The organism is Sphingobacterium sp. 1.A.5 (assembly GCF_002734235.1).
Taxonomy (GTDB): domain Bacteria; phylum Bacteroidota; class Bacteroidia; order Sphingobacteriales; family Sphingobacteriaceae; genus Sphingobacterium; species Sphingobacterium daejeonense.
Window position 1 is genome coordinate 1 of sequence record NZ_PEBA01000014.1, and the last position, 22,325, is coordinate 22,325.

Here is a 22,325-nt window from a genome sequence, read left to right on the forward strand (position 1 = left end):
GAAGAGCAGATTCCTATGGCATCCAAAATATGGAAATGCAGGGTGCAATGGCCATCTTCACGGTAAACTTGAAAAGAATCCTGAAATTGATCTAAAAAGGAGGAATATTACCTCAAAATCAATGGATTTGAGATTCTGAAAGCCTAAATAGCCACTCATGGTCGATTAAACCTTCAATAAAACCATTAAAAAACAAATTTTCAGAAATCCTTAGAACAAAAATGACCGAGTAAGATAAATCCTGTACTCAGTCATTTCTTTAAATCTCATTAAAAAGTTGAGACTTTTTCAGTGCCCTCGATAATTTCAATCGGCTTTTTCTTGAACCATTGTACCCGTAACTGTAAATTAATTATAGTAAATGATTAACTTTACCAAATCAAAAAATTGACGTGGCAGATAGCATAGTTATTATTCCAACATATAATGAAAAGGAAAACATAGAGCGAATAATACGCAAGGTTTTTTCTTTAGAAGTGGAATTCCAAATTTTAATTGTAGACGATGGCTCCCCTGATGGAACAGCCAATATTGTAAAGGAATTACAAGCTTCAGAATTCAAGGATCGATTGTTCATTGAGGAAAGAAAAGGTAAGTTAGGGTTAGGAACAGCTTATATTCATGGATTCAAATGGGCCTTACAACGTGAATATTCTTTTATATTTGAAATGGATGCAGATTTCAGCCATAATCCTGACGACCTAATCCGTTTGCGTGACACTTGTAAGAATGGAGGAGCAGACATGGCAATTGGATCTAGATACATTAAAGGTGTAAATGTTGTTAATTGGCCTATGAACAGAGTATTGATGTCATATTTTGCTTCAGCATATGTTCGTTTAATTACAAGAATTAAAATTCAAGATGCTACTGCAGGTTTTGTTTGTTTTAGAAGAGAGGTTTTAGAAACTATTCCTCTTGATAAAATTAAATTTGTAGGCTATGCTTTTCAAATTGAAATGAAATTTACGGCAATTCAATATGGTTTCAATGTAGTGGAAATTCCTATTATATTTACAGATAGGACATTAGGCACTTCAAAAATGAGTACCAAAATTTTTAAAGAAGCTTTTTTCGGAGTTATCCAGATGAAAATGGGAAGTTTATTTAAAAAATACGAGAGATAATTATTGTAAAAGATTAGTGTACAGCGATATGAATGAAAACCTTGATCCCAATCCTGATAGATTAACGCCGACTGATAAAGATTTGGAGCGGGTTCTTCGTCCTCAAAGCTTCGATGATTTTACAGGTCAGGCCAAGATTTTAGAAAACCTTTCCATATTTGTTAAAGCGGCCAAATTACGAGGCGAGGCATTAGACCATGTATTATTGCACGGCCCTCCGGGACTTGGAAAAACTACATTGTCTCATATTATTGCTAATGAAATGGGGGTAGGTATTAAAATTACTTCAGGCCCCGTTTTAGATAAACCTGGTGATCTTGCAGGTCTATTGACAAATCTTGAAGAAGGAGACATATTATTCATTGATGAAATACATCGTTTAAGCCCTTTGGTTGAAGAGTATTTGTATTCAGCAATGGAAGACTTCAAAATAGATATCATGTTGGAGACAGGTCCGAATGCGCGATCTGTCCAAATTTCTCTTAACCCATTTACTTTAGTAGGTGCTACGACACGTTCTGGATTATTGACTGCTCCATTAAGAGCTCGTTTTGGTATCAATTCTAGGTTGCAATATTATGATTCTAAACTGTTAACTGATATTGTAATGCGCTCGGCAATTATATTGAATGTACCCATAAATGAAGAAGGAGCATTTGAAATTGCAAGAAGAAGTAGAGGTACACCTAGAATTGCAAATGCACTTTTGCGGAGAACCCGCGATTTTGCCCAAATTAAAGGAAATGGTTCCATTGAAAAAGGAATAGCTCAATTTGCTTTGAATGCTCTAAATGTCGATGAGCATGGTTTGGATGAAATGGATAATAGGATTCTCAGTACCATTATTGATAAATTCAAAGGAGGTCCTGTAGGATTGAAAACTATTGCAACTGCGGTGGGTGAAGATGAAGGAACTATTGAAGAGGTTTATGAACCATTTTTGATTCAGGAAGGTTATCTTATGCGTACCTCAAGAGGTCGTGAATGTACTGAATTAGCGTTTAAGCATTTAGGAAAAAACATTTTTAATAAAGGTAATACGTTATTTTAATCATCCTAACTTAACGTGAGTTCGGGATGAGAAAAAGAGTTAAAATGTGCTCTCCCCCTTATGCTTTTTGTAAAGATGTGGTTGTCTTGGCAAAAGTGAATACTGCTGGACGGGGACAGTGTTCCATAGGTTGAACAGCATGAAAACCAATTGTTCCTCGCCGCTTAAACCGAACTCTCATTAACTAATACACAAGGATTCAAATCTTGATTTTCATTTAATTTCTTTTTTCTTTTTGTCCTTTTACTTAGGACGTATAGGGGACAAGTTGCACTCTCCGTCCTCTTTCGTTCGGACCTCAGCCGCACCTTGTTCGGACCTTGTTCGGATCACACCCGAACGAGGTCCGAACAAGGTGCGAACAATCTCTGAACGAGAGAGGACGGAGAGTCAGTGTAGCCTCCTGTTTGGCCCATCTCAGGGACCTCTTCCCTGGATTGACCGCTACAATCGTTTCGTAGAGCTTCAACCAAGATGTGCTCTCCCTTTATGCTTTTTGTAAAGATTTGCTGGATTGGCAATAGTGAAGGGATCAATTTTATAGACTCAACCCATATCAGGGTGTGCTACAACAGAAGGATACACCAATACAGGGGTTTTCAGGAATACTGCTGAACGGGGACAGAGTGCTTAAACCGAACTCACGTTAACTTAGATAAGATTCTTACACCTCTGCTTTTTAAAGCAGGGGTGTTTTCTTTTTCTAGATTTAGCTCTATTAATACTTTTAATTCTTGGGAGAGGCCTTCAAAATAAGGGCAAAGATCATATAAAATATCAAATCCATTCACCTTAACAGCTACAGGACAACCTGAATTTTCAATTATTTGAAAAGTTTTCTCCAATATATTTTCTCTTTCCACCTCAGTTAATTGGATATCTAAATTTTTATTTGATACTAACCACATAATCAATTTAGTATAACTCCTTAAACTGCTCCAATTATTTAATATGACATAATTTGAAATGAGAGCATTATAGGAAGATCTAAACAAATTTGTGTTTTTTAGCAATATGTGCTCTAATGCCCAAGCACTTCTGAAACATAACCTCGGTTTTGATTCATCGACGCTCATTTCCATCAATTCTGTTAGGCTAATATCATTCAAGATATTCTCATTTAAATCAGAAGCCCCAAAACTAATTAGGGCTTCTTTTAAATTTTCTATGTTATTTGCTGTCATTATTTCATGGGCTTTTCTCGGTTCATTTCCATGATATCCGTTTCATTCATTTCAGAAGAACCTAATAGATGTTGACTAAAATAATCTGCCATTCTCCAAAAGAAATATTCCGTCATATCACCGAAACCATGTCTCTGTCCTGGTAATAATAAAAAGTCAAATCTTTTGTTTGCTCTAATTAATGCATCTACCATGCGAATCGAGTTTGCTGGATGTACATTATTATCGATATCACCAGTAACAATCAACAATTTACCTTTCAAGTTTTTCGCAAGTTCGGTATTTCTTTGAATATTATAGGTAAAGGTTGTATCACCTTTAGAAGATATTTCTTCCTTTACACCATGATGTCTTTCACTCCACCAACGATTATAAATATTATTTTCGTGATTTCCAGCGCCCGAAACCGCTACTTTGAAAAAATCTGGATATACCAACATCGCAGCAGTAGACATAAATCCCCCTCCAGAGTGTCCTGTTATACCTACCTTATTGATATCAATAAATGAATATTTATCAGCTAATTGTTCTGCAACCACTTTTTTGTCTTCCAATCCATAGTCCCTTAAGTTACCATAACCGTAAGTATGATACCATTTTGAACGAGAAGGATGACCACCTCTATTTCCAACTGAGACCACAATAAATCCCATTTGTGCTAGACGATCTATTCTATCCATTGATCTACCAAAGCTTTTATTAACTGCTTCTGTTTGAGGACCTGGATAAACGTACTCAATAATAGGGTAGGTTTTTGTACTGTCAAAATCAAATGGCTTATACATTACCCCATAAAGATCGGTTATGCCATCACCAGCTTTGACTTTAAATGGTTCTGGAAATTTATAGCCCGCAGCAAATAAATTAGAAAGATCAGTTTCTTCCAACTTCATTATCAATTGACCACTTGAACTATAAAGATTGCTAACAGGGGCAGTGTTAACCCTCGAAAAATTATCTATAAAATAATTTGAGCTTTCACTCGCCAAAACTTGGTGGTCAAAATCACCAGGAGTTAAAAGCTTTATTGGACCACCGTTTTTGGAAACAGAATAGTAGTAAGAATAATAAGGATCAATATTCTTTTCCTTCCCATTTGCTCTAAAAAATAGAGTTCCTGTATTTTCATTAAACCTTGTTAAATCATCGCAATGAAACTCGCCTTTAGTAATTTGGTTTACAAGTCCACCATTTTTGTTGTATAAATAAAAATGACCCCATCCATCTCTTTGTGACCAGTGTATAAATTGGTTTCCATTATTAATGAAATATGGTTTTTTAATATCCAAGTAAACATTTGATCTTTCCTCAAGGATAGTTCTGGTTTGTCCATTTACATTTACCGCAACAATATCTATTCTTTTCAAGTCTCTGCTAGATCTTGCAATATAGAATTCCTCATCATTACCTAGCCAATAATTGATATAGTGCTTTCCTTTATATGAGTCCTTGGTTCTATCTTTATTCCAATTGCTTATTGTTTGATTTTTGAATGCAGCAATATTAACCTGTTTTGGTTTTAATGAACTACTATCAAAAATATACAATTCAGCCTCAGTTGAATCTGTTTCACCAGGCATCAAGTATTTATAAGTCTCCAATGTAGGACGTTTTGCAGCAACATTGTTAATGACCCATAGTGCACTATATTCTCTGTTATCTTTACGGGTTAATGTAAAGTATTTTCCGTTAGGCGACCAATTAATCCAAACAGGCTTTCTTTTTTTCTTCTCTTCCTCTTCAGATTTTTTATCACCAGTTGTAACGCTATACTCATCACCTCCCCAGGCATAATATTGTACTCCATCAGTAGTGATTTGGTGTTCTACTATAGTGGAATCCTTTTCATCTTTTTGAGCTTTTAAGAAATTTTCATAATCCATCCAATATAGATTATAATTTTTTGCATAGTAAACTCTGGTAGTATCAGGGTTAAAGTTAGCCCAAAAAAGTCTAGTCTTATCTTTACTTTCCTCAGATAATTCTGTTAAGTTATTGTTGCTTATATTATATTCAAAATAATAAAGCTTTTTTTTGATCGTATCTTTTTTGTTGGTAAGTTTCTTTATCTCTTCCTGCGATTTTACAGTGTCCTTAGTACTCTGAACTTCAAATCTTACTAAATTTTCATTTTCCAGAAACCTTAAATTCCTAATCTCTAAGTGTTGAGCATCAAAGGGATTTCTAACAATCGATGAAATCTTTCTTGCCATTTCAGCATGGTCAAATAATTCTGATTTCTTTTTATTCTTAGGATCTACTAAATACCATTTCTTACCTTGCGGGGTATTATATTCGTACCAGAATTTATCTCCAAAGTTTATCCAATTCGGATTCACTTCAGTGGAGAAAATAAGCTTACTCAATTTGGTAGGCGAGAATTTTGAGGCTAGGTGGTAATTAGGCTTCGCTAAATTTGATTTTTCTTGTGAAGTTACAACAGTAAATGAGAATAATAAGAGTAGGGATAATAAGTGCTTCATTATAAATTGTTAGTCGATAATTCTGCGAAAATATCTTTTTAAAACTCTTTTTACGAAGAGAAATTGTATTTTTTTTGATAGGATTAGGCTTCGTAAAATTTTTCGTTAAAATTCACCAAGAATAATTCTTTGGATGCCCTAGTAATAGCTGTGTACAGCCATCTCATGAATTCCGTATTCAACATCTCATCAGTCATATAGCCTTGATCAACAAATACTAGTGGCCATTGGCCACCCTGTGCCTTATGACAAGTAATAGCGTAAGCGAATTTTATTTGTAATGCATTGTAATAGGGGTCCTTTTTCATAGCTTCCATTCGATCTTTTTTAATGGAGATGTCGCTATAATCTTGTGCAATACTATTATACAATTCTTGTTGTTTTTCATATGGGAGGTTTGGTGAATCAACGTATAGACTATCAAGAAGAACTCTACACCGAATTGCGTCGCCTTCATTGTTATCCATAAATTCCAAATAAAGATCTGCAAATCGAAAACCGTGCATCTCATGAATATTGCTGACTTTTTTGATAACAGCCATATCTCCATTGGCTATAAATCCAGTGTTTTTTTCATCGTTGTCTTGGAGCCAATAATAATTGTTTTTAACAACCATTATGATATCACCACCGGTGATTTCTTCATCCCGAAACAGAATTTGGTTTCGGATATTTTGATTATATAGATTCGCTGATCTATTTGATCGGCATATAACCATAGAATTTTCAATGCCAAATTTGTCATATGCATAATGCAATCCTTCAATCAGGCGTTCACCATTCATTCTATAAATATCTTTAAAAGGCTTAGTAATAAATTGAGGGTAATTGTATTCAGCGAATTCCTCATCCAATCGGATGTCATTTCTAATCTTGGTTGCATTAAACAAAATCCCTGAATTCTTGTCTTGTCTCACAACATCAGTCATCTCATAGGAAAATATCTCTAATCCAAATTCTGCATTCATGTATTCAGAATCAAGAGCTGGGCTTGTTTCTAAGCCAACAGGTGGTAATTGAGCAATATCACCCACCAGCATCAACGTGCAATTTTCACCAGATTGAACGTATTTTATCAGATCATGGAGCAAACCATCTGAAAACATGGAATAACCTTCATTGCTAATCATAGAAGCTTCATCTACAATAAATAAGGTGTTCTCATGAAGATTTTCAGCCAGACTGAATTGCATATCTAATGAAGCAGCATTTTTTTTTCTATATATTTTTTTGTGGATCGTCAATGCATTTCTTCCAGAATAGGAAGCCATGACCTTTGATGCTCGACCTGTTGGTGCAAGAAGCACAGATCGTTTGTTGAATCTTGGAAGGGATTTCACAAGCGCACTTATCATACTAGTTTTACCCGTACCTGCGTACCCTTTAAGAATGAAGCATGAGTCTTCAGAGAAAGTATGGATGAAGTCTGCTAGGATTTCAAATACTTTTTCTTGTTGAATAGTAGGTTGATGTGAGAATTGTTGTAAAAGCGTATTTTTTATGTGCACATTCAAAGTTATTCAAAAGGTTGGTCAATCCAATTTTAAAAACTATTTTTGTTTAATACCATCTGCAAGGAATGAATTATACTGCAAAACAATTTCATTTACATTATATCTCGCACTATACATTGATAGTTAAAGCTAATTATCAATATGATAAGCTTTATGTTTTAGACCAAGAGAACCAACTTTTGGTTTATATGAATTTTGAGAGTCACAATCCATCGGAAGAAGCACTAAAATTATTGAGCTTACCATTTCAAAATGTATATGTAAGTATTCCTACTCATAATTTAACCTTTATCCCCAACGATTTATTTCAAGAAATAGATTTGGAAAAATATCAAGAATTTATGGAAAATCCTTCTCAGGCAATGAGCAGGACAACGATTGATTTCTTGAATATAGAAGCTTTATTTCAATTTGATGTCTTATTATACCATAGGTGGAACACGTTATTCCCCGATGCCAAATTTGTTCCTGAATTTAAATTAAACTTGGTTCAAGCTAGACCTTATATACCTTTAAAAGGTGAAGTTTTGGGAGTTGTTTTTGATGATAATTCAGCTGATATCTATTTATTTATAAATGGTCAATTTAAGTTTTACAATACATTTGAAATAGTGAGTGATGATGATTTAAGTTATTTCATACTGAATGTATTTGAAACTTTTGGAATCCAGGGAAAGGTAAATAAGATTTTATTTTCGGGTACTTTAGTTGATGATTCTTTAGTTGAAAAACTTAAGAATTTATCAAAAGAAGTCATAGAAATCACTGCATCACGTCCAGCTCAATCATTGGATGATGAATCAAAAACTTACCTGGCTCATTATCTATTAGATTTACCAATATGCGAATAATTGGAGGTAAAGCGGCCGGACTGAGGTTAAATCCTCCACAAAATCTTCCTGTAAGACCTACTACAGACATTGCGAAGGAAGCTTTATTTAATATATTAAATAATAGGTTTGATTTTGACGGGATGGTATGCTTAGACTTATTTGCAGGTACAGGGAATATATCTTTTGAATTAGCATCTAGAGGTGCAGAAAAGGTCAATTCAATTGATCAACATGGTAAATGTATTTTGTATATTAACGAAACATCAAAAAAACTAAATTTAAATCAGATAAAATCTAGAAAAGCTGATGTTTTCAAGTATTTAAAATCTGATAAGGAGAAATATGATTTGATTTTTGCTGATCCTCCTTATGATTTAGGACAATTGCCTATGCTTCCAAAGTTGGTCCTAGAGAATGATTTATTAAAGGAAGGTGGCATATTGATTATTGAACATCCAAGCAACAGAAAAATGATAGACCACCCTAATTTTGTAGAAATGAGACAATACGGTAATTCATCATTTAGTTTTTATTCTATCTAATTATGAAAATAGCAGTTTTTCCAGGTTCATTTGACCCCTTTACAATAGCACACCAAGATTTGATAAATAGAGCTTTACCACTTTTTGATAAGATTTATATTGCAATTGGAATAAACAGTTCAAAGGTTGGGATGATGGATGTAGATAGTAGGAAAATATCCATTTCTGAACTTTATAGTGATAATGATCAGGTAGAAGTAAGTTTCTATAATGGATTGACTGTAGATTATTGTCAATCTATAGGTGCAAATTATATTATACGAGGTTTACGTAATGGTACAGACCTAGATTATGAAAATATAATTGCTCAAAATAACTTAATATTAGCCCCTCAAATCGAAACTTATTTCTTGCTAAGCAGGAGTGGAGAGGCTCATATTTCTTCAACTATCGTAAGAGATATTTGGAAAAATGGTGGTGATATCAGTCATTTGGTTTCTCCAATTATCTTAAAGCACATAAAGAAATCAAATTAAACTTATTCTTACTTTTTGACCTTTAATTTTTCCATTACTGCCATTCTTTACCACTTTATTTGCTACTTCAGCTCGAATAGCTACATAGGAATCATGTGGTTTGACAACTATCAGTCCTAGATCTTCCTTTGAAATTTCTGGAAGATTTAAAATATAACCAACAATATCAATTTTATTTACCTTTTGTTTTTTTCCAGCATTAATTCTTAAAGTTTTAAATTCAGGTTCTTCAGGGATTGGGTAAAATCCGTCAAGTTCTAATGTTTCAGCCTCTTCAAGATACTTTGCAGCACGATCCTCTTCAGTTAAAATGCCATATACATACCCTTTTTGCCCATTTCTGCCAGCTCGACCGTTTCTATGAATAAAATCTTCTTCTTTATATGGAAATTGATAATGAACAACATGGTTCATTTCTGGAATATCTAATCCTCTAGCTGCTAAATCCGTTGTTATTAAAATGTTTTGACTGCCATTTTTAATTTTTATAATCGTCAACTCGCGCATAAACTGCTCTAAACCCCCATGATAAGGAATACTCTCAATTCCTTTCCCTTCAAGAATATCAGAGATATTATCTACAGCTTCTCTATGATTGCAAAATACCAAGACTCTCTCATTGCCGATTTTACAAAGTAATTTAAACAATGATTCTAATTTAAGCTTAGAACTGCTTATAACTTTATAATATGACAAATCAGGCCTTAGACCATTGGAATCGAAGTAATCAAGTTTGATTGGATCATTCAACTGCAGAAATGAAGGAATTTCTTCCATATCTGTAGCCGATGTTAAGATTTTATGTCTAACATCTCTAGCCGATTTAACTATATAACTCAATTGGTCTTGGAATCCCAATTCTAAGGATTTGTCAAATTCATCTAAGACTAAAGTATGGCAGTTTTCAAGAAGCGCAGGATTTCTCTCAATATGATAGATTATCCTTCCTGGCGTTCCAATAATTAAGGGTGGATGTTGTTTTAACTTATCTTTTTCAATTTGATTGTTATTACCTCCATAAAGTAAAGCAACATTTAACGAACTGTTCATCTGCTTAATCACTGATTCGATCTGCAATGCCAGTTCTCTGGTAGGGACAACAATTAATCCGTTGGTTCCTTTAGAAAGATTGTCTCCAAGAAGGTTGAATAGTAATAAGCTGAACGCTAATGTTTTTCCAGATCCGGTAGGGGATAAGAGAACAAAATCTTTTTCAGGGTTGAATTTCTCAAGAACTTCTTCTTGCATGGGATTAAGTTCTTGGATATTCAAGTTTTTTAAATATGTATTTAAATGTTGCATAGACAAAATTAAAATTAATGATTGGTATTTATGGTTTAGAATAATAAATGATGAAAAATTTATTAATTATATTTTTTGGCACGGAGTTTGAAAGTTAACTAGTATTCATAATTTAGGTTAATAATTGGTTAGTTAAGGCTTGAAATCTCCCCGATCTCAAGCCTTTTTTATTTCCTGTTACAGTAACTAGTTAATGGATTTTTCAATGAGGTATGATAACGTAATATCACTACATCGATTATCATATATTTTATTGAGTTGAGGCAACTAATTATTTCTTTCTTAGTATAAAATTTCTCCAATCATATTAAATTTAAAAAAATAGGAATACCATTAAAACCTCACTTGAATGATTATCAATGGACTTTTTGGTTAAATAAATTTAAAATAAATTTTAGCATGATATAAAAGGCATTCCTTTTGCTTAACAATAACGTAACATTAAATGAATACAAATAAAATCAAGCGTTATGATTAAAAGAATTAGCGTACCATTATTACTGATGACAGTTCTGTTTATTTCCTCATGTGGTGTAAATAAGAAAACTCATATGGCTTTAGAAGCCCAGTACAAAGAACTCGGCGATAAATATAATCAGAGTCAATTAGATCTTGCTGAAAGCAGAACTCGTGTTAAAAGTTTAGAAGAACAACTGGAACAGGAGCGTAAAAATAATGCTGGATTAAGAGAAGCATTGGCAAAACTGCAAGGTACATTGGATAATAGTATCAGCCAAAACACTCAAGGTAATGTGAATATTTCTAAACTGGTTGATGAAATTAATGCATCAAATAAATATATTCAACACCTAGTGAATACAAAACAAAAAAGTGACTCACTTAATATGGTGTTGACTAACAATTTGACACGTTCATTAAGCAGGGAAGAGATGCAAGATGTAGATGTCCAAGTATTGAAGGGCGTAGTTTACATATCATTGTCTGATAATATGCTTTACAAATCCGGAAGTTATGAAATTTCAGACCGTGCAGGAGAAACGTTATCCAAAATTGCTAAGATTATCCAAGATTACAAGGATTATGATGTGTTAATCGAAGGTAATACAGATACTGACCCAATCTCCAAAGCTAATATCCGAAACAACTGGGATTTGAGTACGTTGAGAGCATCTTCTGTCGTACAGGCATTGCAAAATACTTATGGAGTTGATCCAAAACGCTTAACCGCAGGTGGTAGAGGAGAATATAACCCAGTCGCAAGTAATAATACAGCGGATGGTAAATCTAAAAACCGTAGGACTCAAATTATCATAACACCAAAATTAGATCAATTTATGGAGTTAATAGATAAAGCACCAGAAACGGAAAATACTGAAGCTCCAGCCGACACAACGGCATTTTAAAAAATAAAAGCCTGAAACAATTTGTTTCAGGCTTTTTTTATTTGTTATAAGAGTCTTCAGGTTATTATTCTTATCCAAACATCAACATCAAAGATGAAATAATTACTAAAGCTAAGATTACTATCTTAAATTCCTTTTCAGGTATTACCTTGACGATCTTGATTCCGATATAAGCCCCTAATATGATAAATGGAAGGGCTAATAGATTAAGAATAATACCTTCCCAGGTAAGATTTTTCCAAACTAATAATTGCAAAGGTATCTTTGAGAAATTTAGGATCATGATAAACCATGCTCCTGTAGCTACTAAAGTCACTTTTTTAAGTTTCCTGGTAAGGAGGAAAATGGTCAACGCTGGACCTGCTGCATTTCCTATCATAGTGGAAAACCCTACCAACAATCCAAATGAAGGTGAATACCACCATTTGTTAGTGAAATCATTTCCTTGTTTGTTATTCTTGGCTTTATTTGTCCCCCAAATCATGAGTACAACACTGATGAAAATACAAGCTCCCATAATAAATTTAAAAGCCTTGTCATCTATATAATCTCCAACTAATAGGCCAATTATAAGTCCAATTATCGCATAGGGGAGCATTGTTTTGACTTCTGACCAAATAAATTCTTTCCGATAATATATTACCGCCATTAAATCCGCCATGCATAAGAGGATAAGTACAATTCCTGTGGAGAACTTAGCGCCAAATAATAAAGCAAACAAAGGAATAGTAAATGTTCCTACGTTCTGGATACCAGTTTTTGAAACGCCGATGAGCATAGCACAAAAAAAATACAGTGCCCAAGCTGCAGGTGATGGAATTAGATCTAATGCGCTATTCCACATTCTTCCTGAATAATTCTTTCAATATGGAAGTATTCATGTCCTGATAATTATCTATATAGGCTAGGCATTTTGGAAGATCTTCCTTTTTATGAGAACTCAAAACGCCAATAACATTCATTTCAGCATTTTTACCTGCCGTAACTCCAGAAAAAGAATCTTCAAAAACGAAACAATATTGAGGATCGATCCCCAGGTTAGACGCAGATTTAAGGTATACTTCCGGATGTGGTTTATGAAGCTCAACATTTTCAGAACCAAGTGTTGATTGGAAGAAATCTCGAATTTCAAGGGAATCTAAGATCAAATCCATATTTGCTCTTGGTGCAGAGGTAGCTACCCCAAGTTTGACCCGGTTTTCTTTTAAATTATTTAAAAATTCAGGTAAATAGGGTATAGGCTTAGCTTCGGATTGATATATTTCTCGAAATAGTCCCTCTTTCTCATTTTCAAGAGTAATTAGCTCTTCGCCAACTATAGGTCTGTTGAAAAAATGTGTCATGATATAACTATTATGTTTCCCGTACATATGCTTTTCAAATTCTACATCTGTATAAGGAATTTCATATCTATCAAAAAATGCTTCGAAGGCTTTGGCGTGATATGGATTTGTATGAGCAATAACACCGTCCATATCAAAAATTACGGCTAATTCTTTCATTGAGACAAAGTTACAAATATTATCTATACTAGGGTTTTAAAACCCATGATTAGCCATTTTTTATTTAATCCTGTCTCCCAACATTACATAGGCTTGGTCAATAAAATTATTAAAAGCTGAAGAGGGTTCTGTTCTTGGTTTACCATCAATACCATGACCCAATCTTACAATTATTAAATCGTCTTCTGGAATAACAATAACATATTGACCTAAGTGCCCGTCCATATAGAAATAATCCTTTTCATGATATTTCCCTATCCACCAGCCATATCCGTATTGTGGGGAATCAGGAAAAGTATTGACAACTGATTTCTGTACATAAGATGAATCTAACAAGGATGCTCCATTCCATTTTCCATGTTGTAAATACAGTTTCCCAAACCTTGCGAAATCTCGGGCATTTGATGCAACGCAACAATATGCTTTTTCGATACCATATTTCTTGCTATCAACTTGCCAGAATGCAGGATGTTCTGCACCCATTGGTTTCCAAAAATATTCCGATAGTAATTCAGACAAGGTTTTATTTGTCGCTCTCTGCAATGCAATTCCCAAGACTTGAGTGTCTCCGCTTTTATAATTAAAACTTTCTCCCGGGGGGCTATCAATGGGCATTTGTTCTAAGGTCCCTACGATATCATTATCAAAATAAAGTCTAGTGGTGATAGAAAATGGATCATAATAGCTTTCATCCCATTTCATTCCTGAACTCATTGAAACTAAATCCACGAGCTTTAAGGAGTCAGCATAAGGACCTGTTAGCTCAGGCACAATATCTATAACCTTTTGATTTATACTCTTTACTTGTCCAGTCTCTAAAGCTTTTCCTAACAAAGCAGAAACCATGCTTTTAGCCATCGAAAATGAATTGGATCTTGAAGAGTCAGAATATCCATCATAATATTCCTCAAACCAAATGCTGTCCTGATGGATAATCATATAGGCAATTGACTTGGTGTTTTGATGGATTGTTCTTAATGAATCTGTGGCTTCAACACTATTGTATTCTTTTGATTTGTTCCAGGGCTGTGGAGTTCCAATCTCTACAATGTGATTGTCAAAATGTTTGTAATCATCTAAATATGCTGTTTTATGACCATGTAAATATGTAACATAAACACCTTTGATTAAAAAATCTTTTCCTGTTGCATAAAGATAGATTATTACGACTATGATTAGGGAGGCAAGGATAATACCTAGCCATTTTAAAAGCTTCAAAATGTGTTGCATACGATATGGTTTGTACCGTATTAAAGTTATCAATAAAAGTACAGAAGAGCAATTATTTCAGACTTTTAGCTTCATTCCAATAGACATCCATCTCCTCCAAACTCATGTCTTTCAATACCAACCCATTTTCAGCCGCTTTATCTTCCAAGTAGGTGAATCTTTTGATGAATTTTTTGTTAGTCTTTTCAAGAGCATTTTCAGGATTAATGCCTAAATGCCTTGCATAATTGATAAGAGAAAATAGAAGGTCGCCAAACTCGCCTTCCGCTTTTTCTTGGTTTACATTATTATTCTTTAGGTCAAATTCTGATTTAAATTCTGCAAGTTCTTCTTCAACTTTGTTCCAAACTTCAGCCTTATCTTCCCAATCAAATCCTACTCCACGTACTTTGTCTTGGATACGATAGGCCTTGACAAGAGCTGGAAGGCTCTGTGGCACACCTTGAAGAACAGATTTATTTCCTTCTTGCAATTTAATGGATTCCCAATTCTGTTTAACTTCTTCGTCATCCTTAACCTGCGTATCTCCATAAATATGTGGATGTCTACTAATTAATTTATCACAAACGGCATTCAATACGTCAGTAATATTGAACTGATTTTCTTCCTCTGCAATTTTTGCATAAAATACCAGATGCATTATTATATCACCAAGTTCTTTTTTTATTTCTTGATAATCTTTTTCCAAAATAGCATCTGTCAATTCGTATAGTTCCTCAATGGTCAAATGACGGAGTGACTCCATGGTTTGTTTTCTATCCCATGGACATTCTATTCTTAAGGTATTCAATACAGTTAATAATCTGTCAAAAGCTTCATTAGGAGTTTGTTTTGCAGGTGGGGGTGTATGTGACATAAAAAATAGTATTAAAAATTTTTGGTATTGAAACAATAGTCAAAGTTATGTGTTTTTACATAAACGAACGTAATAATAGTTATGAGTAGAACATTTAAATATGCCACAACAACAGAGGCTTTGGATAACCTCGCAAATCAAGGTTATTCAGTAGACTACAATGTTGAGTTTGATGGATTGGTGGAGAATGCTTCGGATTATCAAATTGATGAGCTTTACAGGTACGAAGGAGAAACAGATCCCGCAGATGAATCTTCAGTTTATGGAATAAGAAATACAAAAACTGGTGAAAAGGGAGTTTTTGTCGCAGGAAATCTATCATTGATTGAAGGAAAAAAAAGAGATATAATTTTAGATTTAGAAATGAAATATAAGCAGAATCATTAAAATGATCTGTTGATTAACACGAAGCCCGGAATTTTCCGGGCTTTGTTTGTTTTATGTCCTATTTCCATTGAAATTGGCTAAAACGCTATATCTTCAGTAACTTAGTATAGTTAAAATTTATAGCATGACACTTGTTCAATTAGAGTATATTATTGCCGTAGATACCTATCGGAGTTTTGTGGCCGCAGCAGAAAAATGTTTTGTGACTCAGCCAACTTTGAGTATGCAAATACAAAAGTTGGAGGAATCACTAGGAGTGAAGATTTTTGATAGAAGCAGACAGCCTGTTGTTCCAACCGAGATTGGTGAAAAAATCATTGATCAAGCTAGAACTATTTTGACCGAGAGCAAAAAAATCTCTGAAATTCTACAAGCTGAACGCGGAGAATTAACCGGAGAATTAAGGATAGGAGTAATTCCGACCGTTGCTCCATACTTATTACCCCATGTCATTTCCAGTTTTATGAAGAAATATAACAAACTGAAATTGCAGATTTGGGAATATACAACAGAACAGATTATTCAAGAATTAAAATTAGGAACTCTTGATTGCGGGATTTTATCAACTCCACTACATGATGCAGGAATTCACGAAATGCCTCTGTTTTACGAGACCTTTGTAGCGTATGTTTCCCAAAAAAGTCCTGTATATGAAAAGAAAATGATAAGTACAGATGATATTTCTCATGAAAAGTTATGGCTGTTAAATGAAGGTCACTGTATGCGAGGACAAGTCCTGAATATTTGTAATTATAAACACAATCAATCTAAAGAAGGAACATTTGATTATAATACTGGTAGTGTTGAAACTTTAAAACGAATGGTTGATTTGAATGGTGGTTTAACTATTCTTCCAGAAATGAGTATTTCCAATTATGATGAAGATCAATTAGGGCATGTTCGTTACTTTAAAAACCCAGAACCAGTGCGTGAAATCAGTTTAGTTACCCCTCAGAATTACGTGAAAAAACATGCTATCAACATGTTGAAAAATGAAATTTTAAATATTGTTCCTGAAAAATTTAAATCTAAAAAGAAGAAGGAAGTAATGGGCTTTTCTATTTAAAAAAGCCCAATATTAAATTAATCTCTTAAGGAAAGAAGCTTATTTACATACTTGCCTATAATATCAAATTCAAGGTTAACAGTACTTCCTATCTCTAGTGTTTTCAAATTCGTGTTTTCTAAAGTATAAGGAATTATTGCTACTGAGAAATTGTTTTTCCCCGAATTAACAACTGTCAAACTTATTCCATTCACAGTTATTGATCCTTTTTCTACTGTTAGGTTTTTCAATGTAGGATCATATTCAAAAGAATATACGACACTTCCGTCTTGCGGTTCTACAGCGGTGCAAATTGCAGTTTGATCCACATGCCCTTGAACAATATGTCCATCAAGGCGGCCATCTGTCTTTACACAACGTTCTAGATTTACAATATCTCCCTCTTTCAATTTGCCAAGATTGCTTTTTTCTAAGGTTTCATGAATAGCTGTTACTTGATGTACTTCACCATCTATTCCAACTACGGTAAGACAGACACCATTATGAGACACGCTTTGATCAATTTTCAAAGTAGGGGATATGCTTGATTCAATAAAATAATGAATATTGCTTTGCTCGTGCTCAATTTTCTTAACAGTTCCTAAAGTTTCTATAATGCCTGTAAACATAATGCTGAATGATTTTTTCAAATATAAGATAATCAAATTTCATGCACATAAGAAGAATGCCATAAAATATTTTAAAAAAAATTTGGATATGTGTAAAATGTACACTATCTTTGTGTCATCATAATTTAGGTTTATAATTGGTTATTAAAGGTTTTCATTCTCCCCGTTTGAAAACCTTTATTTTTTAAAATTATTTCCCTGATTTCCAACAAGTTAAATATTTTATAGATAATATCTCAGCTTTATTCCTGAAATATATTTGGATTTTACATAACAAAATCTCTATCTTTGTCTTAGGTTTAGGTTGATTACCTCATAAAGAGGTTATTTTTTAAAGCTTGAGCGATCGCCCGATTGACTCAAGCTTTATTTTTTTACGTCAATTTTCACTCAAAAATCCAAATTATACTGTAGTCTAAAATTTCCTATAACGATAAAGTAATTGCTTTGAATATTTCTTTAAAATAGAATGCGCGCATATTATTTTATATATGCGCGCATAATTTTAATGTATATTTAAATAAAGCGTTGTAACTTATATATTCTTAATGACCATCAAATTTTTGCTTTTTGCCAATTATCGATAGGTATATATAACCACATGCCCCTGAAATCAAGGAACCTATTAAAACAGCAAATTTTGCTTCCTCAATAAACAATGGATCTTTAAAGGAGAGCATGGAAATAAAAATTGACATGGTAAATCCAATTCCTCCAAGCATTCCAACCCCAATCATATGCTTCCAACCAGCCATATCGGGTAAATTTGCAAGTTTAGTTTTTACGCAGATCCAGGTAGTAACATAAATGCCGATTGTTTTGCCAAAAAATAAACCTAAAATAATCCCCAAACCTAAAGGAGTGGTTAGTCCCTGTACCATTTCACTGTGAATGGTAATATTTGTATTTACTAATGCAAATAGGGGAATAATAATAAAATTCACAGGATTCGCTAGTGCATGTTCTAATTTTTCTAAAGTTGACTCCTTTTCATCCGGAGTAGTAGGTAAAGTCATTGCTACCAATACTCCAGCAATAGTTGCATGAATTCCGGAATGATGGATAAAATACCAAATGAATAATCCTGGTATAACATACGCCCATACACTTTTTACTCCAAATCTATTGAATGCAACCAGAACTGCTAATATAGCGGCAGCATATAGTAAATAAGTATAATGCAATTCTGTTGAATAAAAAATAGCAATAACTAAGATTGCCAAGAGATCATCTACAATCGCCAATGCCGCTAAAAATATTTTTAGACTAGGAGGTACTCTTTTATCTAACATTGAGATTATGGCCAATGCAAATGCAATATCTGTAGCCATTGGGATACCCCATCCATGATGTGATGGTTGATCGTGATTAAATAGGATATAGATTATTGCAGGGACAATAGCTCCGCCCACAGCTGCTAAAATGGGCAAGATAGCATTCTTAGGAGATGATAATTCCCCTTCAACCAACTCCCTTTTTATTTCTAATCCTACCAACAAAAAGAAAATCGCCATTAAACCATCATCAATCCATCCTTTAATGCTGTACTTTAATTGAACAGTCTCATTCTCAAAACCTAATTTGACTTGTAAAAACTCATTGAAATTTGTAGAAAATGAAGTGTTAGCAATGATAAGTGATATAATAACACATAAAAAAAGTAATACTCCGCCCGATGTATTTGAGGAAAAGAATTTCTTAAATACAGACAGATTTATATTATTCGCCATAACAGAATTAAGATTGAAGATGTTTAATAAAACAGCGGTAAAGTTATAAAAAATATAAAAAGAAGCCCTTCTCAAAATTAAAATGAGAAAGGCGTCCCTATTTTGTTCCTATAAATTTAGCTTTTATACCTGAACCATTTTATAAGTTCTTTAAAGCTTGCTTTTTTACCATACATAAGAATTCCGATCCTATATATCCTTGCAGCAAACCATGTTGTAAATACAAATCCTCCTACTAATAAAATAAATGAAAGGGCAATTTGCCAAGTTGGAACACCAAATGGAATTCTAACCAACATCGCAATTGGAGACGTGAGAGGAATAAAACTTAACCAAACTGCTATAGGTCCATGTGGATTGTTTACCAAAACACCAAATGAAAGGATATAAGCTAATAGCAAAGGCGTAGTAATCGGCATAGTAAATTGGTTTGCTTCTGTTTCATTATCTACTGCAGAGCCTACAGCAGCAAATAATGCACTGTATAGCATATAACCCCCAATGAAAAATAAAAAGAAGCTGATCAGTAATTCTGGAATATTTACTGCCTCCATTGCTGTATTGATTTCTGACATTATTGATTCGCTACCAATTTCAGTCCCCTCAGGAGAGTTTTGCATCATTTCCTTCTGGAATTCGTTTTTGTCAATTAATGTATTTGATGCAATGGCAATCAAACCAAAACTCAAGATAATCCATAAAATAAACTGTGTAATACCCACTAAACCAATACCAATAATCTTACCCATCATCAATTGAAATGGTTTTACTGATGATATGATTACTTCAATAATTCGATTTGATTTTTCTTCAATAATCCCTCGCATCACCTGTGCCCCATACAAGAATAGAGATAAGTAAATTAAGACAGATAATGCCATCGCAATACCCATCGCAATCCTTGTATCACTATCTTTTGCTTCTCCGGATGCAGTAATTTCCTTGGCTGCAGTACTGACTTTGGTGTCTATGCTTTTAATCTTAGAAGCATCAATATTCAATTCTTTATATTGGTATTCCAATAAAATGTTTTCTAATTGTGATTCTACTTGTCCCTTGGTTGCAATGTTTGGCTTGCCAGAAGATAAAAATTCAATGTTATGAGTTTGATAGAAATCCTCAGGGATAAAGAGGATATTAGTATTTCCATCCAAATCCTTGATTTTCTGAATTTGATTATTTAGTTCTTCTGTAGATTCTGTAAAGGTTATTTGATCAGTATTCTTTAGTTGATTGCCTACTTCTTTAGTGTTATCTACAACATAGATTAATGCTTTAGAATCCTCAAAACTCTGTTTTGTTAGGAAAAATACACCAACGTACATCCCAATAAAAAATAGAGGAACTAAAAAAGTGGTTAGCAGAAATGTTTTTTTCTTAACCCTGCTCAAGTATTCTCTTTGGATAATTAATAATATTTTGTTCATATACTTTTAGGGTTATTTATTATTAGTAACATTATCGATGAAAATATCATGCATCGAAGGTATTATTTCAAATATTTGCTGAATCTCAATTTGAGGAATCAAGTTTACTAAAACATCATTTAGTGATTTCTCTTGAGGAATCTGGATAGTTAATATATTGTTATTTGATTCCGACTGGTCAAGGTTCTGCCAAAGGGAATGATCAATTTGAATACGCTCTGTTTCAGGTTTCAGATGATATTCTATCCTGTAGGTTTGATTTCTATACTGATTTTTAATGTCTTTTACAGAACCTTCCAAAATCACTTTTGATTTGTTTAACAATGCGATATTGTCACATAATGCTTCCACAGATTCCATCCTATGGGTGGAATAAATAATGGTAGCACCTTTTTTATTTAATTCTAGAATTTCATCTTGAATAACTTGTGCATTTACGGGGTCAAATCCTGAGAAGGGTTCATCTAAAATTATTAAATCTGGTTCGTGGAGGACAGTGGCTACAAATTGTACTTTTTGTTGCATCCCTTTGCTTAGATCTTCTACTTTTTTATCCCACCAACTTTCAATCTTAAGTTTTTCAAACCAATATTTTATTCTTTCTTTGGCGTCTTTTTTACTCAGACCTTTTAATTGGGCAAGGTAAATCATTTGGTCCCCAATCTGCATTTTTTTATATAGTCCTCGCTCTTCCGGTAAATATCCGATTCTACTGATATGGGAAGAATTCAAAGGTTTGCCATCGAAAATTATTTCGCCTGAATCTGGTGCAGTGATTTGATTGATTATTCGGATTAATGAAGTCTTTCCTGCGCCATTGGGCCCTAGGAGACCAAAAATCTTTCCTGAAGGTACATGAATAGACACATCGTCTAAAGCCTTATGGTTGGCATATTGCTTAACAATATTTTTTATTTCCAGCATACAAACATATTTGCTGCTGAAATTATGAATTTTTATTGAAACACTAATAGTTCTATAGCGTTTCAAAAGAGAAATAAAATTGTATTTAATTGTACCTTTGCTGAATGAATATCAATAGAGCAGAATTTTTAACTAGTAATACTGATGTAACTAAGCTTCCGGAAGCTAATAAAGCTGAATACGCATTTATTGGACGTTCGAATGTTGGAAAATCTTCACTGATAAATGCGATCACACGTAGAAAAGGTTTAGCCAAAACCTCTCAAAAACCAGGTAAAACTCAATTAATCAACCATTTCATAATTAATGATGAATGGTATTTGGTGGATTTACCAGGTTATGGATTTGCCCAAACTTCAAAAAAGAACCGTGCATCTTGGGAAAAGTTTATTCGTGAGTATTTGACTAGAAGAGAGAATCTACAATGTGTATTTGTACTGATCGATAGTCGTCACGAGCCACAAAAGATTGATTTAGACTTCTGTTACTGGTTAGGAGAGCAAGGAATTCCATTTTTATTGTTATTTACCAAGGCTGATAAACACTCCATGGTAAAGTCTGATCAGAACATAGCTAAATTTCGCAAAGCATTGAAAACTTGGTTTGAAGAGGTTCCACCACATATTCTTACATCCTCAGAAACTAAACTAGGTTGTGAACAGGTATTGGAAACAATTGATGATATCAATAAAAACTTCGTTTCTCCTTTGGGTTAATAT

Annotated in this window: 21 protein-coding genes and 1 pseudogene; 10 read left to right on the forward strand and 12 right to left on the reverse strand. The window is 33.6% G+C overall.

What is annotated here, in order from left to right; all coding sequences use genetic code 11:
- Window positions 1-392: 392 nt before the first annotated feature.
- The 3 genes from CRT24_RS08735 (at window position 393) to CRT24_RS20635 (ending at window position 2,793) form a co-directional block, all read left to right on the forward strand.
- A complete protein-coding gene (locus tag CRT24_RS08735) occupies window positions 393-1,127 on the forward strand; it encodes a polyprenol monophosphomannose synthase (RefSeq protein ID WP_099370864.1) in 735 nt (244 codons plus the stop codon).
- A gap of 28 nt (window positions 1,128-1,155) precedes the next feature.
- Window positions 1,156-2,178: a Holliday junction branch migration DNA helicase RuvB gene (ruvB, locus tag CRT24_RS08740; RefSeq protein WP_099370865.1), complete on the forward strand. Its 1,023-nt coding sequence runs from the start codon at window positions 1,156-1,158 to the stop codon at window positions 2,176-2,178.
- A 489-nt stretch (window positions 2,179-2,667) separates the two neighbouring features.
- Window positions 2,668-2,793 (forward strand): transposase, encoded by a 126-nt coding sequence (locus CRT24_RS20635; RefSeq protein ID WP_180269098.1) that lies wholly within the window; start codon window positions 2,668-2,670, stop codon window positions 2,791-2,793.
- Between the two features lie 26 nt (window positions 2,794-2,819).
- On the opposite strand, the gene CRT24_RS08745 is transcribed toward CRT24_RS20635, so the two are convergent.
- The 3 genes from CRT24_RS08745 to CRT24_RS08755 form a co-directional block, all read right to left on the reverse strand.
- Entirely contained in the window at window positions 2,820-3,362 is a 543-nt protein-coding gene (locus CRT24_RS08745) for a hypothetical protein (RefSeq protein WP_099370866.1), read from the reverse strand.
- Window positions 3,362-5,845: a DPP IV N-terminal domain-containing protein gene (locus tag CRT24_RS08750; RefSeq protein WP_099370867.1), complete on the reverse strand. Its 2,484-nt coding sequence runs from the start codon at window positions 5,843-5,845 to the stop codon at window positions 3,362-3,364. Before CRT24_RS08750 ends, CRT24_RS08745 begins: the two co-directional genes overlap by 1 nt.
- Window positions 5,846-5,928: 83 nt before the next feature.
- Window positions 5,929-7,353 carry an ATP-dependent RecD-like DNA helicase gene (locus CRT24_RS08755; protein ID WP_099370913.1) on the reverse strand — a complete coding sequence of 475 codons (1,425 nt, stop codon included), beginning with the start codon at window positions 7,351-7,353 and terminating at the stop codon, window positions 5,929-5,931.
- A gap of 71 nt (window positions 7,354-7,424) precedes the next feature.
- Between CRT24_RS08755 and CRT24_RS08760 the strand changes: the two genes are divergently transcribed.
- Genes CRT24_RS08760 through coaD form a run of 3 tightly spaced genes read left to right on the forward strand, consistent with a single transcriptional unit; the run spans window position 7,425 to window position 9,210 of the window.
- Window positions 7,425-8,210, forward strand: coding sequence for a DUF3822 family protein (locus CRT24_RS08760; RefSeq protein ID WP_099370868.1), 786 nt, complete (start codon window positions 7,425-7,427; stop codon window positions 8,208-8,210).
- A complete protein-coding gene (locus tag CRT24_RS08765; protein ID WP_099370869.1) occupies window positions 8,201-8,734 on the forward strand; it encodes an RsmD family RNA methyltransferase in 534 nt (177 codons plus the stop codon). The genes CRT24_RS08760 and CRT24_RS08765 overlap by 10 nt, the downstream gene beginning before the upstream one ends.
- Window positions 8,735-8,736: 2 nt before the next feature.
- Window positions 8,737-9,210, forward strand: a complete 474-nt coding sequence (gene coaD, locus CRT24_RS08770) for a pantetheine-phosphate adenylyltransferase (RefSeq protein ID WP_099370870.1) — start codon at window positions 8,737-8,739, stop codon at window positions 9,208-9,210.
- Here coaD and CRT24_RS08775 read toward each other — a convergent pair.
- Window positions 9,202-10,512 (reverse strand): DEAD/DEAH box helicase, encoded by a 1,311-nt coding sequence (locus CRT24_RS08775; RefSeq protein ID WP_099370871.1) that lies wholly within the window; start codon window positions 10,510-10,512, stop codon window positions 9,202-9,204. The genes coaD and CRT24_RS08775 overlap by 9 nt on opposite strands.
- Before the next feature lie 470 nt (window positions 10,513-10,982).
- On the opposite strand from CRT24_RS08775, the gene CRT24_RS08780 reads away from it, so the two are divergent.
- Window positions 10,983-11,876, forward strand: coding sequence for an OmpA family protein (locus CRT24_RS08780; protein ID WP_099370872.1), 894 nt, complete (start codon window positions 10,983-10,985; stop codon window positions 11,874-11,876).
- A 70-nt stretch (window positions 11,877-11,946) separates the two neighbouring features.
- Here the strand turns inward: CRT24_RS08780 and CRT24_RS08785 are convergent, their stop codons facing one another.
- The 4 genes and pseudogenes from CRT24_RS08785 to mazG all read right to left on the reverse strand — a co-directional run bounded on the left by CRT24_RS08785 (window position 11,947) and on the right by mazG (window position 15,464).
- A complete protein-coding gene (locus CRT24_RS08785) occupies window positions 11,947-12,720 on the reverse strand; it encodes a sulfite exporter TauE/SafE family protein (protein ID WP_099370873.1) in 774 nt (257 codons plus the stop codon).
- Between the two features lie 133 nt (window positions 12,721-12,853).
- A pseudogene (locus tag CRT24_RS08790) lies at window positions 12,854-13,378 on the reverse strand (HAD family hydrolase); the annotation flags it as partial.
- Window positions 13,379-13,438: 60 nt separating this feature from the next.
- Entirely contained in the window at window positions 13,439-14,608 is a 1,170-nt protein-coding gene (locus tag CRT24_RS08795) for a serine hydrolase (protein ID WP_099370875.1), read from the reverse strand.
- 52 nt (window positions 14,609-14,660) lie between these two features.
- Entirely contained in the window at window positions 14,661-15,464 is an 804-nt protein-coding gene (mazG, locus tag CRT24_RS08800) for a nucleoside triphosphate pyrophosphohydrolase (protein ID WP_099370876.1), read from the reverse strand.
- An 81-nt stretch (window positions 15,465-15,545) separates the two neighbouring features.
- Between mazG and CRT24_RS08805 the strand changes: the two genes are divergently transcribed.
- Both CRT24_RS08805 and CRT24_RS08810 read left to right on the forward strand, forming a co-directional pair.
- Entirely contained in the window at window positions 15,546-15,851 is a 306-nt protein-coding gene (locus CRT24_RS08805) for a hypothetical protein (RefSeq protein WP_099370877.1), read from the forward strand.
- Window positions 15,852-15,975: 124 nt separating this feature from the next.
- Window positions 15,976-16,917, forward strand: coding sequence for a hydrogen peroxide-inducible genes activator (locus tag CRT24_RS08810; RefSeq protein WP_099370878.1), 942 nt, complete (start codon window positions 15,976-15,978; stop codon window positions 16,915-16,917).
- A gap of 17 nt (window positions 16,918-16,934) precedes the next feature.
- On the opposite strand, the gene CRT24_RS08815 is transcribed toward CRT24_RS08810, so the two are convergent.
- From CRT24_RS08815 to CRT24_RS08830, 4 genes are all read right to left on the reverse strand, one after another.
- Window positions 16,935-17,525, reverse strand: a complete 591-nt coding sequence (locus CRT24_RS08815; protein ID WP_099370879.1) for a riboflavin synthase — start codon at window positions 17,523-17,525, stop codon at window positions 16,935-16,937.
- A 545-nt stretch (window positions 17,526-18,070) separates the two neighbouring features.
- On the reverse strand, window positions 18,071-19,255 hold the full coding sequence (gene nhaA, locus CRT24_RS08820) for a Na+/H+ antiporter NhaA (RefSeq protein ID WP_099370880.1): 1,185 nt from the start codon (window positions 19,253-19,255) through the stop codon (window positions 18,071-18,073).
- Between the two features lie 116 nt (window positions 19,256-19,371).
- Window positions 19,372-20,682, reverse strand: a complete 1,311-nt coding sequence (locus CRT24_RS08825; protein ID WP_099370881.1) for an ABC transporter permease — start codon at window positions 20,680-20,682, stop codon at window positions 19,372-19,374.
- A 12-nt stretch (window positions 20,683-20,694) separates the two neighbouring features.
- Complete coding sequence (locus CRT24_RS08830) at window positions 20,695-21,606, reverse strand: ABC transporter ATP-binding protein (protein WP_099370882.1); 912 nt, start codon at window positions 21,604-21,606, stop codon at window positions 20,695-20,697.
- 104 nt (window positions 21,607-21,710) lie between these two features.
- Here CRT24_RS08830 and yihA point away from each other — a divergent pair, with 104 nt between their 5' ends.
- Window positions 21,711-22,322 carry a ribosome biogenesis GTP-binding protein YihA/YsxC gene (gene yihA / locus CRT24_RS08835; RefSeq protein WP_099370883.1) on the forward strand — a complete coding sequence of 204 codons (612 nt, stop codon included), beginning with the start codon at window positions 21,711-21,713 and terminating at the stop codon, window positions 22,320-22,322.
- Window positions 22,323-22,325 lie beyond the last annotated feature (3 nt).

Excerpts from the sequence above, each read along its gene's own strand:
- ruvB (WP_099370865.1), top strand. The coding sequence starts at position 1,156 with ATGAATGAAAACCTTGATCCCAATCCTGATAGATTAACGCCGACTGAT.
- CRT24_RS20635 (WP_180269098.1), top strand. The coding sequence starts at position 2,668 with ATGCTTTTTGTAAAGATTTGCTGGATTGGCAATAGTGAAGGGATCAAT.
- CRT24_RS08745 (WP_099370866.1), bottom strand. The coding sequence starts at position 3,362 with ATGACAGCAAATAACATAGAAAATTTAAAAGAAGCCCTAATTAGTTTT.
- CRT24_RS08750 (WP_099370867.1), bottom strand. The coding sequence starts at position 5,845 with ATGAAGCACTTATTATCCCTACTCTTATTATTCTCATTTACTGTTGTA.
- CRT24_RS08760 (WP_099370868.1), top strand. The coding sequence starts at position 7,425 with ATGAATTATACTGCAAAACAATTTCATTTACATTATATCTCGCACTAT.
- CRT24_RS08765 (WP_099370869.1), top strand. The coding sequence starts at position 8,201 with ATGCGAATAATTGGAGGTAAAGCGGCCGGACTGAGGTTAAATCCTCCA.
- coaD (WP_099370870.1), top strand. The coding sequence starts at position 8,737 with ATGAAAATAGCAGTTTTTCCAGGTTCATTTGACCCCTTTACAATAGCA.
- CRT24_RS08775 (WP_099370871.1), bottom strand. The coding sequence starts at position 10,512 with ATGCAACATTTAAATACATATTTAAAAAACTTGAATATCCAAGAACTT.
- CRT24_RS08780 (WP_099370872.1), top strand. The coding sequence starts at position 10,983 with ATGATTAAAAGAATTAGCGTACCATTATTACTGATGACAGTTCTGTTT.
- CRT24_RS08785 (WP_099370873.1), bottom strand. The coding sequence starts at position 12,720 with ATGTGGAATAGCGCATTAGATCTAATTCCATCACCTGCAGCTTGGGCA.
- CRT24_RS08795 (WP_099370875.1), bottom strand. The coding sequence starts at position 14,608 with ATGCAACACATTTTGAAGCTTTTAAAATGGCTAGGTATTATCCTTGCC.
- mazG (WP_099370876.1), bottom strand. The coding sequence starts at position 15,464 with ATGTCACATACACCCCCACCTGCAAAACAAACTCCTAATGAAGCTTTT.
- CRT24_RS08805 (WP_099370877.1), top strand. The coding sequence starts at position 15,546 with ATGAGTAGAACATTTAAATATGCCACAACAACAGAGGCTTTGGATAAC.
- CRT24_RS08810 (WP_099370878.1), top strand. The coding sequence starts at position 15,976 with ATGACACTTGTTCAATTAGAGTATATTATTGCCGTAGATACCTATCGG.
- CRT24_RS08815 (WP_099370879.1), bottom strand. The coding sequence starts at position 17,525 with ATGTTTACAGGCATTATAGAAACTTTAGGAACTGTTAAGAAAATTGAG.
- nhaA (WP_099370880.1), bottom strand. The coding sequence starts at position 19,255 with ATGGCGAATAATATAAATCTGTCTGTATTTAAGAAATTCTTTTCCTCA.
- CRT24_RS08825 (WP_099370881.1), bottom strand. The coding sequence starts at position 20,682 with ATGAACAAAATATTATTAATTATCCAAAGAGAATACTTGAGCAGGGTT.
- CRT24_RS08830 (WP_099370882.1), bottom strand. The coding sequence starts at position 21,606 with ATGCTGGAAATAAAAAATATTGTTAAGCAATATGCCAACCATAAGGCT.
- yihA (WP_099370883.1), top strand. The coding sequence starts at position 21,711 with ATGAATATCAATAGAGCAGAATTTTTAACTAGTAATACTGATGTAACT.